Source organism: Zarconia sp. (assembly GCF_057467645.1).
This window is the reverse complement of record NZ_JBRJXU010000108.1, coordinates 145,041-163,700: the sequence shown is the minus strand read 5'-3', so window position 1 is coordinate 163,700 and position 18,660 is coordinate 145,041. Positions and strand designations below refer to the sequence as shown.

The following is an 18,660-nucleotide window of genomic DNA, read 5'->3' as shown; positions in this document are numbered from 1 at the left end:
CATCACCTTCCCCAAGTCCGATCCTCAAAAACCGGTGGTTCTTGCCATTAAGCCAATGCCGGCACCGGAATCTGCAGGTGAGGATAGAGAGGGAAGCGATCGCACAGAGAAGCTACCCGCGTGCGACAGGAAGCAGCAACCGTGTCATCCTCGGGAGACAAGAGGCGATCGGCAATAATATCACCAATTTCGCCAAATTCCGCCTCACCCATACCCCGCGTCGTCATCGCTGGCGAACCCAATCGCAGACCGCTGGTAACGAAAGGAGACTCGGGATCGAACGGCACGGTATTCTTATTCGCCGTAATATTGACTTCGCTCACCAGTGCGTCCGCCCGTTTACCCGTCATTCCCACCGATCGCAAATCCACCAACATCAAATGATTGTCCGTGCCCCCAGAAACAATCTTCAAGCCCCGTTCCTGCAACTGAGAAGCCATGGCTTTGGCATTAGCAATCACCTGTCCCGAATAGGTCTTAAACTCCGGCGTCAGGGCTTCCCCAAACGCCACCGCCTTACCGGCAATCACGTGTTCGAGGGGGCCGCCTTGGGTTCCGGGGAACACCGCCTTATCGAATTTTTTACCCAAATCCGGATCGCGGGTGAGAATCAAGCCGCCACGGGGACCGCGCAGAGTTTTGTGGGTGGTGGTGGTGACCACATCGCAATGGGGGATCGGACTGGGATGGTGTCCGGAAGCAACCAACCCGGCAATGTGGGCGATATCGGCGAGTAAGTAGGCCCCCACCTCGTCGGCAATTTCCCGGAACTTAGCAAAATCGATAATCCGGGGATAGGCAGAGTAGCCGCAGATGAGGAGTTTGGGGCGATGCTTGAGGGCCAGATCGCGAATGTTATCGAAGTCGAGTTCTTCGGTTTTTTCGCTCACCCCGTAGTGCTGAACGTTAAACCATTTTCCCGACACGTTCACCGGCGAACCGTGGGTGAGGTGACCCCCGTGGGATAAATCCATCCCCATAATCGTATCTCCCGGCTTCAGCAGCGACAGGAAGACCGCAAAATTCGCTTGAGCGCCGGAGTGGGGTTGAACGTTGGCATGAGCCGCGCCGAAGAGTTCCTTGACCCGATCGATCGCGATTTGTTCCACCTTATCGACAAATTCGCAACCCCCGTAGTAGCGTTTGCGGGGCAATCCTTCGGCATACTTGTTGGTGAGAACCGACCCTTGGGCGGCGAGGACGGCGGCGGAGGTAAAGTTTTCGCTGGCGATGAGTTCGAGGTGATCGCGCTGGCGTTGGAGTTCTTCGCTAATGAATCCGGCAACGGTGGGATCGGTGGTGGCGAGAAAATCTAAGTTGCTTTGAGTCATGAGGTTCGTGGGTGGAGAAACGTCGGGGGTTATCCGGTCTGGCGGTCGCTTGGGGACGGTTCGGTGTCGAAGATAAACGGTAGACGATTTCCTGCGATCTTTTCCTGGGGTTTCTGGCATCTCAATGGATTGGGGTCGTGCCACGGGAGGATTCGAGATCGGATGGGCGATCGCCTCGGGACTGGAATTGACCCCGCGAGATGTATATCTTAACGCTTCTCGGGGCGATCGCGATCGCCCCCGATCGGTTGAGGGAACTCGCAGAATCAAGCCGAGGACTCAGGAGACGAAAATTTGATTAGAATTTAGAATAAAACAGGACTTACGCAAATTCACCTCGCCAACACCATGTGTAGGGGTGAATGTAGGGGTGAATGCCATTCACTCTCGATTGATGTAGCGTTCGTGCGTCAGTCCGATAAAATTAACGGCATTCAGACAGTATGGGAGGTCATTCGTCATGTTAGTTATTGTCATGGACGATCGGGTGATTCCCACCTGTCAGGTGTGTCAAAACTGCTTGCTGGCCGATCGGGGCGGTCAACCTCGATGGAAGCACGGTCAACTTGGATGCGCTCATTCGGTCAAAGGTAAGGCTGGAAATCCCAGCAATCGCTACGAATGTGAAATGGGATTTCTCGTCGTTAATATTGAGTAGAGAATGGGGAATGGGGAATGGGGAATGGAAAGTACCTATTTCTTCGCTTCGTGTCAATAAACTGCGGACAGAGCAAAGCGGAGGGGTGGCGCTATAACTCTATCACAACCAAAATTTTTCTGAGTGGGAATCGAGATGTTTTTAAATCACCTCATTGAAAACCCGATTTATTTCTTCCGGGCGATCGTTATCGTCGTCATTTCCATTTGCCTGCACGAACTCGCCCACGGGATTGCCGCCCTCAGTCAAGGGGACGATACCCCCAACAGCAGCGGTCATATTACTCTAAATCCAGTGGTACACATGGGCGTTCCATCGCTAATTTTTCTGTGTATCGCCGGAATTTCTTGGGGGGCAATGCCCGTCAACCCGAAAAAGTTTCGCCATCCGAAATGGGGCAATATCATCGTATCCGCTGCCGGTCCGTTGCTCAACTTCACCCTGACGGTTTTACTCGTTATTGCCATTCAAATTATCACGTCTCTCGATCTCGATACGGTCGTTAGCACCGAGTTTCTTTGGCTGGCTGCAAACATTAACGCCCGTCTCTTTTTATTCAATCTCCTACCCATCCCACCTCTCGATGGCTTCCACGTTTTCAGCGAACTGCTGCCGTTCTTAAAACCCCTTCAAGGTAGTCCCTACAGTTTCTTAATCTTGATGCTGGTGTTTATGAATCCGGCATTCAGGGATGAATTGTCCACGGGGGCGGAGTTCGTTCTGGTCGCCCTGCACATCAGCCCCGTCGTCCTGTTGGCAGCGGTGGGTACGATTCTGGGGGCGATCGTTTTTGCCCTGATTGCCGCCACCTCTCCCGCCAAAAATGCTGCATCAACTCGTCCACCTCAGAAGCAATCCAAAAAAGGATGGTTTGGCGGCACTCAGTCCAAAAATACCGGCCGGCAGTGGCGAGAACTCCTCAAACGAGTGGACGATGAAACGGCAACAAGACTGATTGATTCGGAAAAACAAAAAAATCCCGGTCAACCCGAAAGCTGGTATCTCGATAAAGTCCTCTACGATCTCAAACGCGGGCGGTAGCCTCTAGCCACAAAATAGGAATCGATCGGTTTTTCAACTTCACACCGTCCTTGCGTTATCCTAAAGCATAATAACGCGATCGAAAAATTTTCCCTATGACCTGGCGCAGCTCGAACGGCCCGAAAGATCGATTGTTCGCCTGCCTCCCCTATGCACTGCCATTAGTGGAGGCAACGATGTTTGGCAGTTTATTGTTCGCTCGAATTCCGCTGTTCGGGCAAATTTACTTAACCCTACTTGCGCCGTTTCTTTACGTCTACGGTATGCTGACCAGCAGGTTACCGTTGGCTGGGTTGATTATCTTTTTCGTCTTACTGTTGGCCGTCGTCCGGAATTATAAAGTTCGCCACTTCATTCGCTACAACACGATGCAGGCGATTTTAATCTCCATCTTTGCCACCTTGTGTCAGTTAGTTTTGAGTTTATTTGGCATTGTCGGTGCGGGGATTGGCTCGGCTTTAGCTGCCCCCTTTGAAGTCTTATTTAACTTGATTTTCCTCATCGTTGTTTCTTCATGTGCCTACTCGATTTTTCAGTGCGCACAAGGACTCTACCCCGATAAGATTCCGATTGTTTCCGATGCTGCTCGCGCCCAAGTGCCTTAGGAATCGAGTGTCTTTGCCCTTTTCAAAAACTGACAAAATTCGATAAAATCTGGTAAGATAATAGCTAAATATCCGAATTTTAGGTATCCAATTTAAGATATCGAGTTCAGGATTAAAACTATCAAATTCCTCTCACAATATCTTATCGACTTATCGAGCGTGCGAATCTAGCGCGTTCGTTGAGAAAAAACGGCATAAAAAAACGATGAACCAGTCAGATACTCCCGTTCGCGATCGCATTTTTGCTAGCTTAGTTTATCTACTTCCCCTCTTTGATGGATTAGTGTTTGGAGCGTTTATCTTCAAGCAACTAAATCTCGGATCGGTCTTTGCCATTTTGCTGGGGATCTATCGAAGTTTACCCTTCCAACCCTTTACCAATTTAATCCTGTTCTTCGTCTTTCTATTTGCGATCGTCCGCAATTCCAATATCAGCCACTTCATCCGTTTCAATACCATGCAAGCCGTTTTGCTCGATGTGATTCTGCTCCTGTGCGGCTTGGTCTTAGATATTCTCGGTACGGGCTTACAAGGAGGTCTGATTACCGAAACCCTCTACAACACCGTCTTTTTGGGAATCGTTGCCGCCTCCGGATACGCCATTTTTGAATCCCTGCGGGGACGCTACGGAGAAATTCCCGCTATTTCCGATGCCGTCCACATGCAAGTTCGATAGCCCGATCGAAACAGTAGGGATAGCTGCTCGGTTATCATCTACCTTTTCCCCATCTTCTTCATTCGATCGCGGCTTGCAAAAACATTGACTTCGCACAGAGTTAGCCAAAAAAATGTGAAAAGTCGTCGTAGAAGTGCGACCTAGTGCTGCTACGCAGAATTAAAAATGCTTGCTGTACATAGTTTTCACCTTTCACCGATTGAGAACGAGCTGGTTATTTCTGCTGCGCTGCACTAGGTTATGCATTTGTGAAAATTACTATAATTGAGGACTCGGAAAGTTTAACCAATCGAACTATTAAACTCCGATCTTGAGAAGATTTGCAAGTTTTAAGATGCATTTGTCCTGTGCGAACGTTCTGGGGTATTGCATCTTTTTATTTTGTTTGATAATGTGGGGGGGGTAAGCTTATAAAAAATCTAATTGATGATGGCTTGTAAGGCTCCCCAAAAGTTTGCGATGTTGAAAGCTACCGCATCAACAGCTATTTTTTCGTTGCTTGCTGGTTTGAATCCCCAACCAGTCCGCGCCGACCACCTCAATTTTACACTGTATAACGAGACCAGTAACATTATCTCTTCGCTCTATGTTTCAGCAGCTCGAAGCGAAACATGGGGATCAAATATTTTGAATGGCGATGTGATTAGAAGCGGAGAAAACAGGCGCATTAATTTCCCCAATCAAAATTCCAACAGTCCCTGCATCTACGATATTAAGGTTGTGTTTGCGAACCAAACCGATCGTCAAGATCGTTTTAATCTTTGTGAGGTTGATACGGTTACTGTTCGCTAACTGATTTGAGTTTTCGAAGACTTAAGGATGTTCGCAAAAATAACATACTCACTGTAGGGGTCAGCAGCCGTTGACCCCTATTCCATATTAAAGATCGTTGTGGTCGCTAAATTTTAATCGGTTTATTGACGATCGAATTTTCCAAGCACCCAATCCCCTCAATTTCCACCCGAACCCGATCGCCGCGCTGTAAGGGACCAACCCCCTCAGGAGTTCCCGTCAGAATCACATCTCCCGGCAGCAGCGTCATCACCTGGGAAATGTACGAGACCAAAAAATCCGGCGCAAAGGCCATGCGATCGATCGACACCGACTGTACCGGCTCGGGCAGATCGTTGAGAAAGGTTTTTAACATAGCGCTGGGGTTAATTTCCCGGACGATCCAAGGTCCGAGGGGGCAAAACGTATCGAACCCTTTCGCCCGCGTCCACTGAGAATCCTTGCGCTGTAAATCCCGCGCGGTGACGTCATTGGCGATCGTATACCCCCAAATTTTCCCCAGGGCTTCTTCGGGGGAACAATTGGCGCATTTTTCCCCCACCACTAACGCTAACTCTCCCTCGTAGTCTACCTGCTGGGATTGAGTCGGATATTCGATCGCCCCACCGGTCGGAATTACCGCCGTGGGAGGCTTGAAAAAGAGTAAGGGTTCCGGGGGAACCGCACTCCCCATTTCCGCCGCGTGTTTGGCATAGTTTTTCCCGACAGCAATAATTTTCGACGGCGTACAAGGGGCGAGGAGTTTGTATTCATCCGGGGGTAGTTCTGTCTCTGTGGGTTGCCCGTTCCTCCAGGGTGAGGCATCGAGGATTTGGACGGCGCGGTTGACTTGCAAGATCCCGTAGTAAATTCGTCCTGCGGGCGTTTTAACTCGAACGTAACGCTTTGACATCGACGTAAATCGTTAGGGGTGGGTGTTGTAATGATACATTGATAGCGGTTCTGCGTCGATCGCGCCACATCTTGTGCTTGCCCACCGATCGACACCGTCCCCACATCCCCCATACCCCTTCAGTCGCCCTATGCAGTTTGTTGATTGGTCGATCGTGGCTTTTTACCTCATCCTCACCATGGGATTGGGGTTGTATCTTTCTCGCAAAGCTTCCAATAGCATCGAGGATTTCTTCGTGTCCGGGCGATCGCTGCCCTGGTGGCTGGCGGGGATTAGTATGGCGGCCACTACCTTCAGCATCGATACTCCCCTCCTAATTGCCGGTATCGTCGGCAGTCAGGGCATTGTCGGCAACTGGCTGTGGTGGAGTTTCGGCATCTCCCACCTGACGATGATTTATGTTTTCGCCCGGATGTGGCGGCGATCGGATGTGATTACCGATGCCGAACTCACGGAAATTCGCTACGGGGGCAACACCGCCGCCGTTTTGCGGGGGGTGAAAGCCTTTATTTTCGCAATCCCCATGAACTGTATCGGCATCGGCTACGCCATGTTGGGCATGGTGAAAGTGGTGGATGCATTAGAAATTTGGCAGGGATTGGGCATCGAAGCATCCGACACCAGCTTGAAAATTTGGAGTGTCATCGGCGTGAGTCTTTTCGTCCTGGTTTACGCTGGATTGGCTGGGCTGTGGGGGGTGGTGGCGACGGACTTCTTCCAGTTCGTTCTGGCGTTGGTGGGGGCGATTTTGGTGGCGGCTATTGCCCTCGATAGTATCGGCGGGATTCGCGTTCTGGTGGAAAGCGTCTCTCAACTCCCCGATCGCGATTACCTGGCATTGGTTCCCATCACCCTCGGCGGCGATGGCGGATTCCTCAGCTTTAGCAAAAATGCCGGCATCACCCTCAGCGCCTTTTCCGCCAATATCTTCGTTCAATGGTGGGCGTGGCGGCGCAGCGATGGCGGGGGGGAATTCGTCCAGCGATTTGCGGCCGCAAAAAACGAAACCGAAGCGGAAAAAGCTGCCTGGATGTTCAATATCATGCACTACGTCGTCCGGACTTGGCCCTGGATTATCGTTGCCTTGGTGGCCGTCGTCGTGTTCCCCGATTTAACTGACAAAGAATTGGGCTATCCCAAACTGATGCTGGAGTACCTCTCGCCGGGATTGCTGGGGTTGGTGGTGGCATCTTTGGTGGCGGCGTTTATGAGTACCGTTTCTACCTCAATTAACTGGGGCGCATCCTTTATTACCAACGACTTGTATCGGCGATTCGTCCAACCCGATGCCAGCCAAGAACAACTGGTGTTCGTCGGGCGGATGTCTTCGGTCTTGGTGACGGCGTTAGGGGCGATCGCCGCCTTTGTCGCCCAGGATATCGGAACCGTCTTCCAATTGATTATCGCCATCGGGACTGGATCGGGACTGGTGTTGGTATTGCGGTGGTTTTGGTGGCGCGTCAATGCAACTGCAGAACTGACAGCGATCGTCAGTAGCTTTTTTATCGGTATGGCGACAAGTCTCGGTCCCTTGAAAATCGAAGATTACGGGATTCGGGTAATTACCATTACCGTCGTCGTGTGTAGCTTGTGGATTGCGGTGATGTTTCTGACCCCTCCCGAATCCGAAGAAACCCTCGATCGCTTCTATCGCTGCGTGCGTCCCGGCGGTCCCGGCTGGGCGCGCCAGCAAGCCAATACCGGTTTAACTCCCATCCAGGATTTGAGTCTCGATATCAAACGGGCGATCGCCGCTAATTTTATCTTATTCGGAGCGCTACTGGGAACGGGGGGGTTTTTGTTGTTGCAGTCGAGAATGGGATGGGTGGCCTGGACGATTGCCGTGTTGGGTTGGATGTGGTTGCGGCAACTTAACAAGCAACAAATTCGTCCCATGCCGCGACCGGGATTGGAAGAAAAGTGATAAGCGATAGGTAATCGCCGATTACCTATCGGCGATTACCCTGTGTACAACTTAAAGTCTGAAATACTTAATCTTCGTGAAAATAGATAAAAAGGTCCAGATTTTGGGTCGCTAAAACGACGTCAATTCAAGACTATGAAAAAGTTTTGCCGAAGCGTTAATAAGTAATAAGCGATCGCGTTGTAGGTCAGTATTCAGTCTTTAGATCTAACTTATAAAGTTAAAGTAAACCTTAAGCTTCTATCAAGTAAGTAATGACGGCGATAGTATGAGTTTATCCCTAAGTTGAGATCGCAAATTAGCTCTTATCCAGCGAGTGTTTGGGCTGACAATGTACTTTATAAATGGTCTCTTAGCGATCGGCGATACGCCATTGGCGTAGTTGTCCGAAAAAAGCTAGGAGTCACGGGAACTTTTCATATCGCAAAGCGAAACGGTTTTAGACTCTTCAAAGAAGCCAAAATTTCAGGAGTTGTATCTTGAAATAGTTAAAAGTGGCAAGCTACATCAGAGTTTTAAGCTAATGACCGATTGCTGAATGCTGATATTAGTAACAATTTATTGCGATCGCCAACTATTTCGCGAAAAAATTCGACGTAGTTCTGAGTAATCAATAGTAGCCCCGATCGAAAAACCTCGATCGAAAAGAAGGCACCCGTCGGTGAGAGGAGACTGATTTTGAAGCGGAAAGTACGGTTAATGACGTAAATCAAATTGGGTTCATCGGAGGTATTGAGTTCATGGTGTTAATTCGAGATATTGCTAGAGAGGCGATCGCCTCCAAATACTTGAGTTTGGAAGCTGAAGAGCAACTGCGGCAATTAATGCAAAGGAAATACGATCGAGAGGACTTCAACGCTTTCATGCAGTTACAGAAAGCCGCAGTGAATCACCGAATCGCTCAAGAATCTCGCCAACTTAGAACAACCGCAGCCGATTAACCTCCGTGCGTCCTCAATTGTGTGATGGGATCTCCCCCTTTGTACTAGTACTCTGCCAAGCTAACTTTGCCCAGTGTTAATATTCTCCGCATTCCCGTTTCACCGTGTCTGGTGCGTCAGTCTTCACCAGTCATTTTTGCCTTGGCGGAGTACTAGTGCAGCGCAGCAGAAATAACTGACCAGGTTTCAACCGCTGAAAGTTATGTACAGTAAGCATTTTTCATTTTTCATTTTGCATTTTTAATTCCGCCTCGCGGCAGCGATCGGTGGCAAACTCGAAACCTCGCGAATCTGCTAAACTGGCAAGACCCTTCCATCTTTTGACGGATTGGGTTCTAGCTCGCCGATCTTCGAGTTTGCCTTCGCAATTATGGGTAGTCCCGATGAACCAAGAATCCTCGCACTTTTAAGGCAGGGAGCTGTCAAGCGAATCGTTTCAGCATTGATGGCGAATTTGCCGAATTCCCTTAAAAAGCATCCAAATCTGCCTTGGGGACTTTCAACGATCGGGTTATTCGCGATCGGCTATCTCGCCTTCCTCCACAATCTCGGCAGTATCGGTCTGGTCGACGAAACAGAACCCAAATTTGCCGAAGCCGCACGCCAGATGCTCGTTCGCGGCGACTGGATTACCCCCTACTTCAATGACGAACCCCGGTTTGACAAGCCTCCCCTCGTCTACTGGTTGATGGCCCTGGGCTATCGAATTCTCGGGGTGAACGAGTGGGCGGTGCGTCTGCCGTCAGCCTTAGCTGCCATTGCCCTGATGGGGTTGCTCTTTTATACTCTGCAAAAGTACGCCGGACGCGATCGATTTGGAATTGCGCCGCCCCCCTCCCAAGCCAAGTCCCCCAATGGACACCTCGATGGGCAAGAGACATCCACTTCATCCAATATTGCCCCCAACATGGCCCCCTGGTTCTGCGCGGGGCTGGGGGCTGCCCTCTTTGCCCTGAATCCCCAAAATCTCGTGTGGGGCCGGATTGGGGTATCAGATATGCTGCTGACAGGTTGTATGGGGTCGGCACTGCTGGCATTTTTTCTCGGATACACCGGCGCAGAAGAATCCGATGCTCGATCGAACCTCATCTCGCAACGCTGGTATCTCGCCTTCTACATTCTCTCCGGTTTCGCCGTCCTCACTAAAGGTCCCGTCGGGATCGTCTTACCGGCGATTGTTGTGGGCGGCTTTTTGTTCTACCTGGGGCAGTTTTGGCAAGTATTGCAAGAAATGCAGCCCTTGCGAGGCATGGCAATTTTCAGTGCGATCGTCGTCCCTTGGTATTTACTGGTTTGGCAAGCGAACGGCGCGGCATTTGTCGATAGCTTTTTTGGATATCACAATTTCGAGCGGTTCACGCGGGTGGTGAACCAACACGCGGCCCCCTGGTACTTCTACGTACTCGTCGTTTTGCTCGCTTGTGCCCCCTGGTCGGTTTATCTACCGATGGCGATCGCCCGCTTGAAACTCCACCAGCGCCGCCATTGGCAAAAATCTTCGCGAGACCGCCATTTGGGACTATTTGCCGGGTTCTGGTTTGCGGGGATTTTTGGGTTCTTCACCCTGGCTTCCACCAAACTGCCCAGCTATACCCTACCCCTGATTCCCGCAGCCGCGATTTTAGTGTCGCTGCAGTTGACCCGAGATTTTTTCCAACCCACAGTATCGAAAACAAGATCGGAAGCGGAAACCCCTCGACAAATCAGCCAATGGTCGAACGTCCTGTTACTTGCCCTCATCGGCATCGCCTTTTTTACCCTCCCCGATTGGTTGGGTTACGATCCCGCCGCCCCGGATTTAGATGAAGTGCTGCCCCGTAGCGGCTTGGCAATCGTGGCGGCTGCAATTTGGTTGGCCGCTGCCCTAGTGGGAGAATTGTTGCTGGTGGTGCGCCAAGGGCGTTGGCTGTGGAGCGTGAATTTAGTCGTATTCCTCGCCTTTTTGGTCTTTACGTTTTACCCGGTCTACGATTTGCTCGATCGACAGCGACAATTTCCCCTGCGACAGTTAGCGGCGATCGCCGCCCAAGTTCGCCAGCCCGATGAGGAACTGGTGATGGTGGATTTGAGCAAAACCAGTCTGGTATTTTATTCTGGAGGTTCGATCGTGTTTCGGATTCGTCCCGAAAGCGCCCGAGGTTACATTCAAGAATCGATCGCCACTCGACCGGATATCGATACAGTTTTAATTCTCGGTCAGCGGCGCAAAATCAAAAAAATTGGCATCCACCCCTCGCAATATCGCACCCTTGGGAAAGTGCGGGGTTACGAGTTAGTTAGAGCGTCCAAACGTTCGATTAAGAATTGAACGCGATTTTGAAGATGACGCTGAATATGCTGTTACTGATTTTCTGACTCGATCGTTTCTGTAAGTGCGATCGCAGTTGATTGAAGAAAAAATTTTGACCCAATTCGTTTGTTGAATCCTCTAATTTTAAGCACCGGTATTACTTATGAACGCGGTGTGCAACTTTAAGCGCTCGCCATATGGCAAGCGAGTCGAAAAATCCCCCATTCCCCATTCCCCATTCCCCATTCCCCATTCCCCATTCCCCATTCCCCCGTGCGGTCAGGTTTTGGATAAACAAGTTGCACATGACGTTATTACTTGTGAACTATCCCTCATTCAAGCGGGCCGCCACTTGAATCACCTGTAACAAAGCCGGTAAGCTACAGGCGCTCGGGCTTTCCTCGGACTGACACAGTTCCGGCGGGGCGAGGCAGGGAAACACCTTCAATGTGGGGATGCCGTCTGCATTTTTCACCTGATTGGCCGCTCTGGCGGCTTTGAGATCGAGAGTGACTAAAGGTAATGCTGCCAGATGATCGTACTGGCTGAGTTCTTCAAGATAGGTGCGGGGATCGTTCGGCAAGACGGTATCGTCGAGGACGAGGGCATCGGGTTTCCAAACCCGAGCGAGTAAATCCGCCTGTTCGAGTTCGTCGACTTCCAACACGCGACAGTTGTGTTGGTGAAACAAACGATTTAAATCCGCCGGACTCGGACGGTTAGCGGGGGGGTCTGGGATCGCAGGGGAATCGTCTCGATCGCGATCGTTTTGGGCTAACCACAAGACCGTGAGTCTCTGAGGACTATTTCTGGGAACGGGGACGGACATCACTTTGCGCAGGGCGGCTTCCTGCACGGGTAACCTTAAAACCCCATCGGCGCGATCGCCCACCGTTCCTTCGGGTTGCGTATCTTCGGTAATGACGATCGCCCGTAAATGTCGGGTTTCTTCATAGGTTGAGAGCAATGTCAGCACGTCCCATCCCGAAAGAAACGGCAATTCGGGATCGATCAAGAGGGTATTGGGTTTGAGCTGGCGGGCTTTTTCTAAAGCATCGAGCCCCGAGCGAGCGACAACGGCATGATATCCAAAACCGGCCAGTCCGGAGGAGATAGCTTCGATGGTATCGGGATCGGACTCAGCAATTAAAACGATGGGATTGACCGGAAACCCCGCAGGAGTCTCTTCAGACACTGCCGATTCCTCTCTAGGAAGCAGGAGGGTAAACTGACTGCCGCGACCTTCTTTGGACGAAAAGGTAATATCCCCCCCATGCAACCGAGCCAGACGTTGGGCGATCGCCAAACTCAAACCGGTCCCCTCAAATTGTTGGGTGAGGGGATTAGCCAGTTGTTGGAATTTTTGGAAAATCAGGGGTTGTTGGCTTGTGGGAATGCCCACCCCCGTATCCCAAACCCGAAACGCGATCCAATCCCCCCAGCGACGCACCTGAATACCTATTTGCCCCGGAGGTGAGGTAAACTTGAGTGCATTTGAGAGCAACGCCGTCAAAATCTGGCCCAAGCGCAACTCGTCAGCCATCACACTCTCCAAACCCGCAGCCACGTCTAAGGTAAAAGAGATTTCTGGCAAGTTTGCCTCGAGTTGGCGTGCTTGCCGGTATGCCGCCACGCAGACCCGTGCCAGGGAAACTCGCGTCGGTTTGAGTTCTAATTCAGCGCGATCGATCCGCGTCCAATCGGAAACTCGCTCTACCAGTTTCATCAGTTGAGTGCTGCTGCGGGAGAGATGTTCGACGTATTGAGCCTGACGGGGATTTAAGGGACCGACCCGACAATCTCCCAGGAGGTGGGAGAGACCGGAGACGGAGGTGAGGGGGGTTTTAAATTCGTGAGCGATCCAAGTTAAGAGTTCGTCTTTGAGATGATGTTGCTGTAAGAGTGCAGAATTTTTGGCCGCTAATTCGCGAATTCTTTGCTGGTATCGAAGTATTTGTTTGGCTGTTGGGCGATCCCGAGTTTTTGGGGTTGGGGTGTCCCGTTGTAGGAGGGAGCGCAGTAGCTGGTGCCGATCGAGCAAACCCAAAAACCGCTCTTCAGAGTCGACGACAGCGTAGGTCAGGTTAGGGAGATCGTTATCCAAGTAGTTTTGCAGCCCCTCGAAGTTTAGCTCTACCGGCAAGACGATCGAGGGTTCGATGGGAGAGGGAACCAGTTCCGATAGCCTGACGTCGATTTCGCTATCGAATAGATCGGCTCCTTTGTGAGTCCCGAGTTCTCGAATGGTGAGAACGCTGCGACCCACCTTCAAAGCGCGATCGAGCAAACTCGACCAACGAATCGCACCGATGGGGTATCCTCGACCGTCAACGATCGCAAGGCGATCGCTATGACCCTCGCGAAGAATAGCCAGCACTTCTTTGAGAGGAGTACTTGGAGAACAGACTGGCACTCCTTCTAAACAGTTTCTCAAATCGGTCGTGAGGGTGGACATCAATAACTGACCTCGGGGTAACGGGTTGGGAATTTTACACTCTAACCTTCTTTTCAATCGGTCTGAATTGACAATCTAGAAGCGATCGCGGTAACTAAGATCGAGAGACGAGAACGGAAAATCAACTCCTGAAAATCTTCGGGTCCCGGATGATACATTTTGAGATTAAATTCAATATCGCTTCTTTGAATTTTTGTCTGTGTGCTGAATTACAAAAAATTACGACCGATAAAAGTTTGGGATAGATTCCCCCGACGGAAGGTTTGGGAGACTTTCTCTATTGTTACCGATCGGATAAGGCTTCTGGTGTCCTGAAGCACAAGAGGTTATGATTGCAATTGATTACAGTAAACTTTATTTAAGTTTACGTTGATTCTCCCAAGGTATAGGAGGAAGCTCGAAGTCGATCGAGCGAAGGTTCCGTCCAACCCGACCCGACCCATTTATTGTGCGTTCTCAACTGTTTCTCTGTAGTTTTTTACCGACCCATTCGTTTGTCGAGGCAGTAGATCTCGCTCTCGACGGCGATCGCTATGCCGTTACGCACTTTCAAGCTAGCAACAAGTTTCTAGAATTTATTGAGAAGCACGATTGCGAAATCGACTGTTTAATCTTGCAAGACCAACCAATGCTTAGCTCGATCGCCGATCGGCTTTGTCAAGATGGAAGATTTCTCCCTGCTGTTATTCTACAACCGACTGACGGGAGTTCGAGCCACTCGAACCAACTTTTCTATCACAACGCAGCCATTTGCTTACCCGAAACCCAACTCGATGGTCTGATACACTCCATCGAAGTTGCGATCGCTCAGTTCTTATCTTTATCCCCCACCGAACGATTTATCGAACCCTTGTCGGATTCTTCCGAGTCCGTGGGCGATCGCTCTCGATCTTTGAGGGAACAACAACAACGGCTTTCGGAAAAGTTAAAGGAGCGATTGGGATACTTAGGTGTGTACTACAAACGAAATCCGCAATTTTATCTGCGAAACCAAAGTCCATCCGATCGAGAAGAGTCCATCGAGCGACTCAAGTCATCTTATCGCGAGATTATATTAAACTACTTTTCTGACACCTCAAACTTAAATCAAAACATTGATGAGTTTGTAAATCTTTCTTTTTTTGCGGATATCTCTGTCACTTATGTGGTAGAAATTCACATGGAGTTGATTGATGAATTTGCCAAGCAGCTCAAATTAGAAGGTCGAAATGAAGAAATATTACTAGATTATCGCTTGACTCTCATTGATGTCATTGCTCACCTCTGTGAAATGTATCGTCGCTCGATCCCTAGAGAATCTTAAAGACGATCCTTTCTCTTCAAACTCGATCCTGATATATTTCGGTAAATTGAGATATGAATCCTCCAAAAAAAACATACGTTCTGAAACTTTACGTCGCGGGTAATACAACCAACTCCGTTCGTGCTTTAAAAACCCTAAATAATATACTCGAAAAAGACTTTCAAGGAGTTTATGCTTTAAAAGTGATTGATGTTTTAAAAAATCCTCAACTCGCAGAAGAAGATAAAATACTAGCAACCCCCACTTTAGCCAAAGTTTTACCGCCTCCAGTGCGAAAAATTATTGGAGACTTATCCGATCGAGAAAAAGTTTTAATCGGACTGGATTTACTGTATGAAGAATTGAACGAGCGCGGCTTCGACTTATAGTGAATCATTGAATCATAACATTTTAAATTTTGAAAAACAGCTAAAATGACTCAAAAGGGAGAGATTGAATTTCGGCAGACGGCAGCCGGCGTCCAGAAAATCCGCACCATGATCGAGGGGTTTGACGATATCTCCCATGGTGGCTTACCCATCGGACGCACGACCCTCGTCAGCGGCACCTCGGGAACTGGGAAAACCTTATTTGCCGTCCAGTTTCTGTACCACGGCATCCGCTACTTCAACGAGCCGGGAGTCTTCGTCACCTTTGAAGAATCCCCTCAAGATATTGTCAAAAATGCCTGTAGTTTTGGTTGGGACTTGCAGGAGTTAATCGATGAGGGGAAATTATTCATTCTCGATGCTTCTCCCGACCCCGACGGACAAGAAGTCGTCGGTAGCTTCGACTTATCCGCACTGATCGAGCGCATTCAGTACGGCATTCGCAAGTACAAAGCCAAGCGCGTTTCCATCGATTCCGTCACGGCGGTGTTTCAACAGTACGACGCCGCCTCGGTGGTTCGCCGCGAAATCTTCCGCTTAGTGGCTCGCCTCAAGCAGGTCGGAGCAACGACGGTGATGACGACGGAGCGCATGCAAGAATACGGTCCCATCGCTCGATTTGGGGTTGAAGAATTCGTCTCCGATAACGTGGTCATCTTGCGCAACGTCCTCGAAGGAGAACGCCGCCGCCGTACCCTGGAGATTCTCAAACTGCGGGGTACCACCCACATGAAAGGGGAATATCCCTTTACGATGACCAATGACGGAATTAATATCTTCCCCCTCGGGGCGATGCGACTCACCCAACGCTCCTCGAACGTTCGAGTGTCTTCCGGTGTCAAAGCCCTCGATAACATGTGTGGGGGTGGCTTTTTCAAAGATTCGATTATTTTGGCCACTGGGGCGACGGGCACGGGCAAAACCCTGTTGGTGAGTAAGTTCGCCCAAGAAGGCTGTTTGAATGGGGAACGCGCGATTCTCTTTGCCTATGAAGAATCCCGCGCTCAGCTGTTACGCAATGCCTATTCTTGGGGTATCAATTTTGAAGAAATGGAGCAGAAAGGATTACTCAAAATCCTATGTGCCTATCCCGAGTCTGCCGGTTTAGAAGACCACTTGCAGATTATCAAAACCGAAATTGTGAACTACAAACCCTCTCGAATTGCGATCGATTCCCTATCGGCTTTGGCTCGGGGCGTGAGTAACAATGCATTTCGCCAGTTCGTGATCGGGGTAACCGGCTATGCCAAACAAGAAGAAATCACCGGATTTTTTACCAACACCACCGATCGCTTCATGGGTGCCCATTCGATTACCGACTCCCATATTTCCACGATTACCGATACGATTTTAATGCTTCAGTACGTGGAAATTAGAGGAGAAATGTCCCGCGCCCTCAACGTTTTCAAAATGCGAGGCTCGTGGCACGATACGGGCATTCGAGAATATACCATCAACGAACGCGGACCCGAAATTAAGGATTCCTTCCGTAATTACGAAGGGATTATTAGCGGCTCTCCCACGCGAATTTCAGTGAATGAAAAAACAGAACTCTCCCGTATCGTACGCGGGGTGCAAGATAAAACGGGAGAGGAAAATCCGTAGAACCTTGGAACGGTCGATCGCTTTTTTCCAGCTAAAAACAGGGCTTATTTTCTCACTCCGGTGGTGGGAATAATGACATCGGTGGGATCGAAGGCGGGAACTAATCCCCGATCCACCGGTGAGATATCGCCCAAACCCACATCCTCCAAGTCTCCCCCACCAATGGTACCGCCACCGAGGGGATCGCTAATCCCATTGAGGGCATCGCCGAGAAACGTACTCGAAAATCCTTTTTCATCCAACCCCACTCTCACTTCCTCAGAAAAAGTCGGTTGTAATCTCCGGGGTTCCGGTTCTCGATTTTCGCAGAATGCCGTATCTTCCGAATTCACTGGATTCTCGCATCGTTGTTCCATTGATTCGGCCCCGGCAGATTTCCCCAAGCCGATCGCCGCTACACACGACATCGCCACACACAACCGTGAGGAGATCGGGAATCGAGAACTAAAAATTGCACTCAACGACATCACTTTATCGAGAAAATTTGACGATTTCAATATCGTAACGTCAGTTCGGGTCAAGCCGCAGGCAGTATAGCAGTTCGTGCCGGTATCATTACAAATTTTCAGTCATGGGGAATGGGGAATGGGGAATGGAAAATACCTATTTCTTCGATTTGTGTAAATAAACTGATGACGAAGCACTACAATGCCCGCTCTCATCAAACCTTAGGTCTGGAATCGGTATATAAAAAACGATTCCCTGTCAGACACCCCACACCTTATCCCCTGACTCCCGCGACATTATAGAGATTTGCGCCCATCGTCCAACACGGCGATCGCTACCCCGACAAGTAACACCACTGCCCCCACAAACACCCCCACCGCCGGCACTTCCCCAAAAAACCAATATCCCAACGCACTCGCCCCCACCGGCTCGAATAAAATGGTTAGAGTCACCAGGGTGGGCGAAATCCAGCGCATCGCCCAATTGATGCTGGTATGTCCGACGAGTTGCGGCAACAGTGCCATCAATAGTATGTAGCCGTAGACCGAAGCGCGATACCCCCCGTAGCTCATCCCGAACGCCAACGGCAGAGGCAACAAGACCAACGCGGCGATCGTATGGGCGATCGCCATGTGCCCCCCCACACTCAGACCCCGTTTTTGGGCTTCGCGCCCCAACAATAAATAAACGCTTACCGCCCAAGATCCCGTCAAGGCCAACAGATTTCCCAACCACGGTTGAGTCCCGGCGGCTGCACTTTCGGTTCCCCCCCAACTAATGAGAATGCCCCCAGCCAGAGCAATGGCGATACCCAACGTCAGTTGGCGCGTGGGTTTTTCACCGAACCACAGCCACCCCAGAAGTGCCACCCAGAGGGGATTCGTGGTTACCAACGTGGTGGATGCAACAATAGAGGTGTAAGACAGCGACGTAATCCACAAACCGAAGTGCAAGGCGAGAAACAATCCTGCAGCAACAGAGCAGCCGATCGCATGGGGGGGCGCTTTCCGGGCTTGAGACCCGCGCATGGGCACTAAAATCGACGCAGCGATCGTCAGCCGCATTGCCGCAATAACCAAACTAAATCCCACCCCGCGAACTTCTGCATCGGCGATCGCCAGCCGAATCCAAATGGCAGAAGTTGAAATTGCCAGAATGGCGATCGTCAGGATAGCGGCAATTTGCCATTTAGGAGGCGGTTTTGGAGCGATCGATTGTGCCAAGAATCCTCCAAAGGGGTATTCGAACTTTTCTGCAAGAGTGGGCGCTGATTTTCGGTCGGTACGACTGGATGGTCGTGCATGATTTTGCAGTTATTGTACCCGTTTCTCG

16 protein-coding genes are annotated in these 18,660 nt (G+C 50.3%); 11 read left to right on the top strand and 5 right to left on the bottom strand.

The features are described from left to right. Positions 1–47 precede the first annotated feature (47 nt). Complete coding sequence (gene glyA, locus AC2215_RS17100; protein ID WP_486811236.1) at positions 48–1,331, bottom strand: serine hydroxymethyltransferase; 1,284 nt, start codon at positions 1,329–1,331, stop codon at positions 48–50. 460 nt (positions 1,332–1,791) lie between these two features. On the opposite strand from glyA, the gene AC2215_RS17095 reads away from it, so the two are divergent. From AC2215_RS17095 to AC2215_RS17075, 5 genes are all read left to right on the top strand, one after another. After that, positions 1,792–1,989, top strand: coding sequence for a hypothetical protein (locus tag AC2215_RS17095; RefSeq protein ID WP_486811200.1), 198 nt, complete (start codon positions 1,792–1,794; stop codon positions 1,987–1,989). Between the two features lie 135 nt (positions 1,990–2,124). Then, positions 2,125–3,030 (top strand): site-2 protease family protein, encoded by a 906-nt coding sequence (locus AC2215_RS17090; RefSeq protein WP_486811199.1) that lies wholly within the window; start codon positions 2,125–2,127, stop codon positions 3,028–3,030. Between the two features lie 95 nt (positions 3,031–3,125). After that, positions 3,126–3,635 carry a Tic20 family protein gene (locus AC2215_RS17085; RefSeq protein ID WP_486811198.1) on the top strand — a complete coding sequence of 170 codons (510 nt, stop codon included), beginning with the start codon at positions 3,126–3,128 and terminating at the stop codon, positions 3,633–3,635. Between the two features lie 205 nt (positions 3,636–3,840). Next, entirely contained in the window at positions 3,841–4,311 is a 471-nt protein-coding gene (locus AC2215_RS17080; RefSeq protein WP_486811197.1) for a Tic20 family protein, read from the top strand. A 459-nt stretch (positions 4,312–4,770) separates the two neighbouring features. Next, entirely contained in the window at positions 4,771–5,103 is a 333-nt protein-coding gene (locus tag AC2215_RS17075) for a hypothetical protein (RefSeq protein ID WP_486811196.1), read from the top strand. 106 nt (positions 5,104–5,209) lie between these two features. Here the strand turns inward: AC2215_RS17075 and AC2215_RS17070 are convergent, their stop codons facing one another. After that, complete coding sequence (locus AC2215_RS17070) at positions 5,210–5,995, bottom strand: fumarylacetoacetate hydrolase family protein (RefSeq protein ID WP_486811195.1); 786 nt, start codon at positions 5,993–5,995, stop codon at positions 5,210–5,212. A gap of 130 nt (positions 5,996–6,125) precedes the next feature. On the opposite strand from AC2215_RS17070, the gene AC2215_RS17065 reads away from it, so the two are divergent. From AC2215_RS17065 to AC2215_RS17055, 3 genes are all read left to right on the top strand, one after another. After that, positions 6,126–7,919, top strand: a complete 1,794-nt coding sequence (locus AC2215_RS17065) for a sodium:solute symporter family protein (protein ID WP_486811194.1) — start codon at positions 6,126–6,128, stop codon at positions 7,917–7,919. 740 nt (positions 7,920–8,659) lie between these two features. Then, a complete protein-coding gene (locus AC2215_RS17060; RefSeq protein WP_486811193.1) occupies positions 8,660–8,860 on the top strand; it encodes a hypothetical protein in 201 nt (66 codons plus the stop codon). Between the two features lie 445 nt (positions 8,861–9,305). Next, on the top strand, positions 9,306–11,168 hold the full coding sequence (locus tag AC2215_RS17055; protein ID WP_486811192.1) for an ArnT family glycosyltransferase: 1,863 nt from the start codon (positions 9,306–9,308) through the stop codon (positions 11,166–11,168). A gap of 307 nt (positions 11,169–11,475) precedes the next feature. On the opposite strand, the gene AC2215_RS17050 is transcribed toward AC2215_RS17055, so the two are convergent. Then, positions 11,476–13,605 carry an ATP-binding protein gene (locus AC2215_RS17050; protein ID WP_486811191.1) on the bottom strand — a complete coding sequence of 710 codons (2,130 nt, stop codon included), beginning with the start codon at positions 13,603–13,605 and terminating at the stop codon, positions 11,476–11,478. 448 nt (positions 13,606–14,053) lie between these two features. On the opposite strand from AC2215_RS17050, the gene AC2215_RS17045 reads away from it, so the two are divergent. The 3 genes from AC2215_RS17045 to kaiC are packed head-to-tail and all read left to right on the top strand — an operon-like array spanning position 14,054 to position 16,881. Continuing rightward, positions 14,054–14,908: a circadian clock protein KaiA gene (locus AC2215_RS17045; protein ID WP_486811190.1), complete on the top strand. Its 855-nt coding sequence runs from the start codon at positions 14,054–14,056 to the stop codon at positions 14,906–14,908. 53 nt (positions 14,909–14,961) lie between these two features. Further along, positions 14,962–15,276 carry a circadian clock protein KaiB gene (gene kaiB / locus AC2215_RS17040; protein ID WP_486811189.1) on the top strand — a complete coding sequence of 105 codons (315 nt, stop codon included), beginning with the start codon at positions 14,962–14,964 and terminating at the stop codon, positions 15,274–15,276. A gap of 45 nt (positions 15,277–15,321) precedes the next feature. Continuing rightward, entirely contained in the window at positions 15,322–16,881 is a 1,560-nt protein-coding gene (gene kaiC, locus AC2215_RS17035; RefSeq protein ID WP_486811188.1) for a circadian clock protein KaiC, read from the top strand. A 44-nt stretch (positions 16,882–16,925) separates the two neighbouring features. Here the strand turns inward: kaiC and AC2215_RS17030 are convergent, their stop codons facing one another. Both AC2215_RS17030 and AC2215_RS17025 read right to left on the bottom strand, forming a co-directional pair. Further along, positions 16,926–17,294 carry a hypothetical protein gene (locus AC2215_RS17030; protein ID WP_486811187.1) on the bottom strand — a complete coding sequence of 123 codons (369 nt, stop codon included), beginning with the start codon at positions 17,292–17,294 and terminating at the stop codon, positions 16,926–16,928. 330 nt (positions 17,295–17,624) lie between these two features. After that, on the bottom strand, positions 17,625–18,551 hold the full coding sequence (locus AC2215_RS17025; protein WP_486811186.1) for a DMT family transporter: 927 nt from the start codon (positions 18,549–18,551) through the stop codon (positions 17,625–17,627). Positions 18,552–18,660: the final 109 nt, after the last annotated feature.

Excerpts from the sequence above, each read along its gene's own strand:
- glyA (WP_486811236.1), bottom strand. The coding sequence starts at position 1,331 with ATGACTCAAAGCAACTTAGATTTTCTCGCCACCACCGATCCCACCGTT.
- AC2215_RS17095 (WP_486811200.1), top strand. The coding sequence starts at position 1,792 with ATGTTAGTTATTGTCATGGACGATCGGGTGATTCCCACCTGTCAGGTG.
- AC2215_RS17090 (WP_486811199.1), top strand. The coding sequence starts at position 2,125 with ATGTTTTTAAATCACCTCATTGAAAACCCGATTTATTTCTTCCGGGCG.
- AC2215_RS17085 (WP_486811198.1), top strand. The coding sequence starts at position 3,126 with ATGACCTGGCGCAGCTCGAACGGCCCGAAAGATCGATTGTTCGCCTGC.
- AC2215_RS17080 (WP_486811197.1), top strand. The coding sequence starts at position 3,841 with ATGAACCAGTCAGATACTCCCGTTCGCGATCGCATTTTTGCTAGCTTA.
- AC2215_RS17075 (WP_486811196.1), top strand. The coding sequence starts at position 4,771 with ATGTTGAAAGCTACCGCATCAACAGCTATTTTTTCGTTGCTTGCTGGT.
- AC2215_RS17070 (WP_486811195.1), bottom strand. The coding sequence starts at position 5,995 with ATGTCAAAGCGTTACGTTCGAGTTAAAACGCCCGCAGGACGAATTTAC.
- AC2215_RS17065 (WP_486811194.1), top strand. The coding sequence starts at position 6,126 with ATGCAGTTTGTTGATTGGTCGATCGTGGCTTTTTACCTCATCCTCACC.
- AC2215_RS17060 (WP_486811193.1), top strand. The coding sequence starts at position 8,660 with ATGGTGTTAATTCGAGATATTGCTAGAGAGGCGATCGCCTCCAAATAC.
- AC2215_RS17055 (WP_486811192.1), top strand. The coding sequence starts at position 9,306 with ATGGCGAATTTGCCGAATTCCCTTAAAAAGCATCCAAATCTGCCTTGG.
- AC2215_RS17050 (WP_486811191.1), bottom strand. The coding sequence starts at position 13,605 with ATGTCCACCCTCACGACCGATTTGAGAAACTGTTTAGAAGGAGTGCCA.
- kaiB (WP_486811189.1), top strand. The coding sequence starts at position 14,962 with ATGAATCCTCCAAAAAAAACATACGTTCTGAAACTTTACGTCGCGGGT.
- kaiC (WP_486811188.1), top strand. The coding sequence starts at position 15,322 with ATGACTCAAAAGGGAGAGATTGAATTTCGGCAGACGGCAGCCGGCGTC.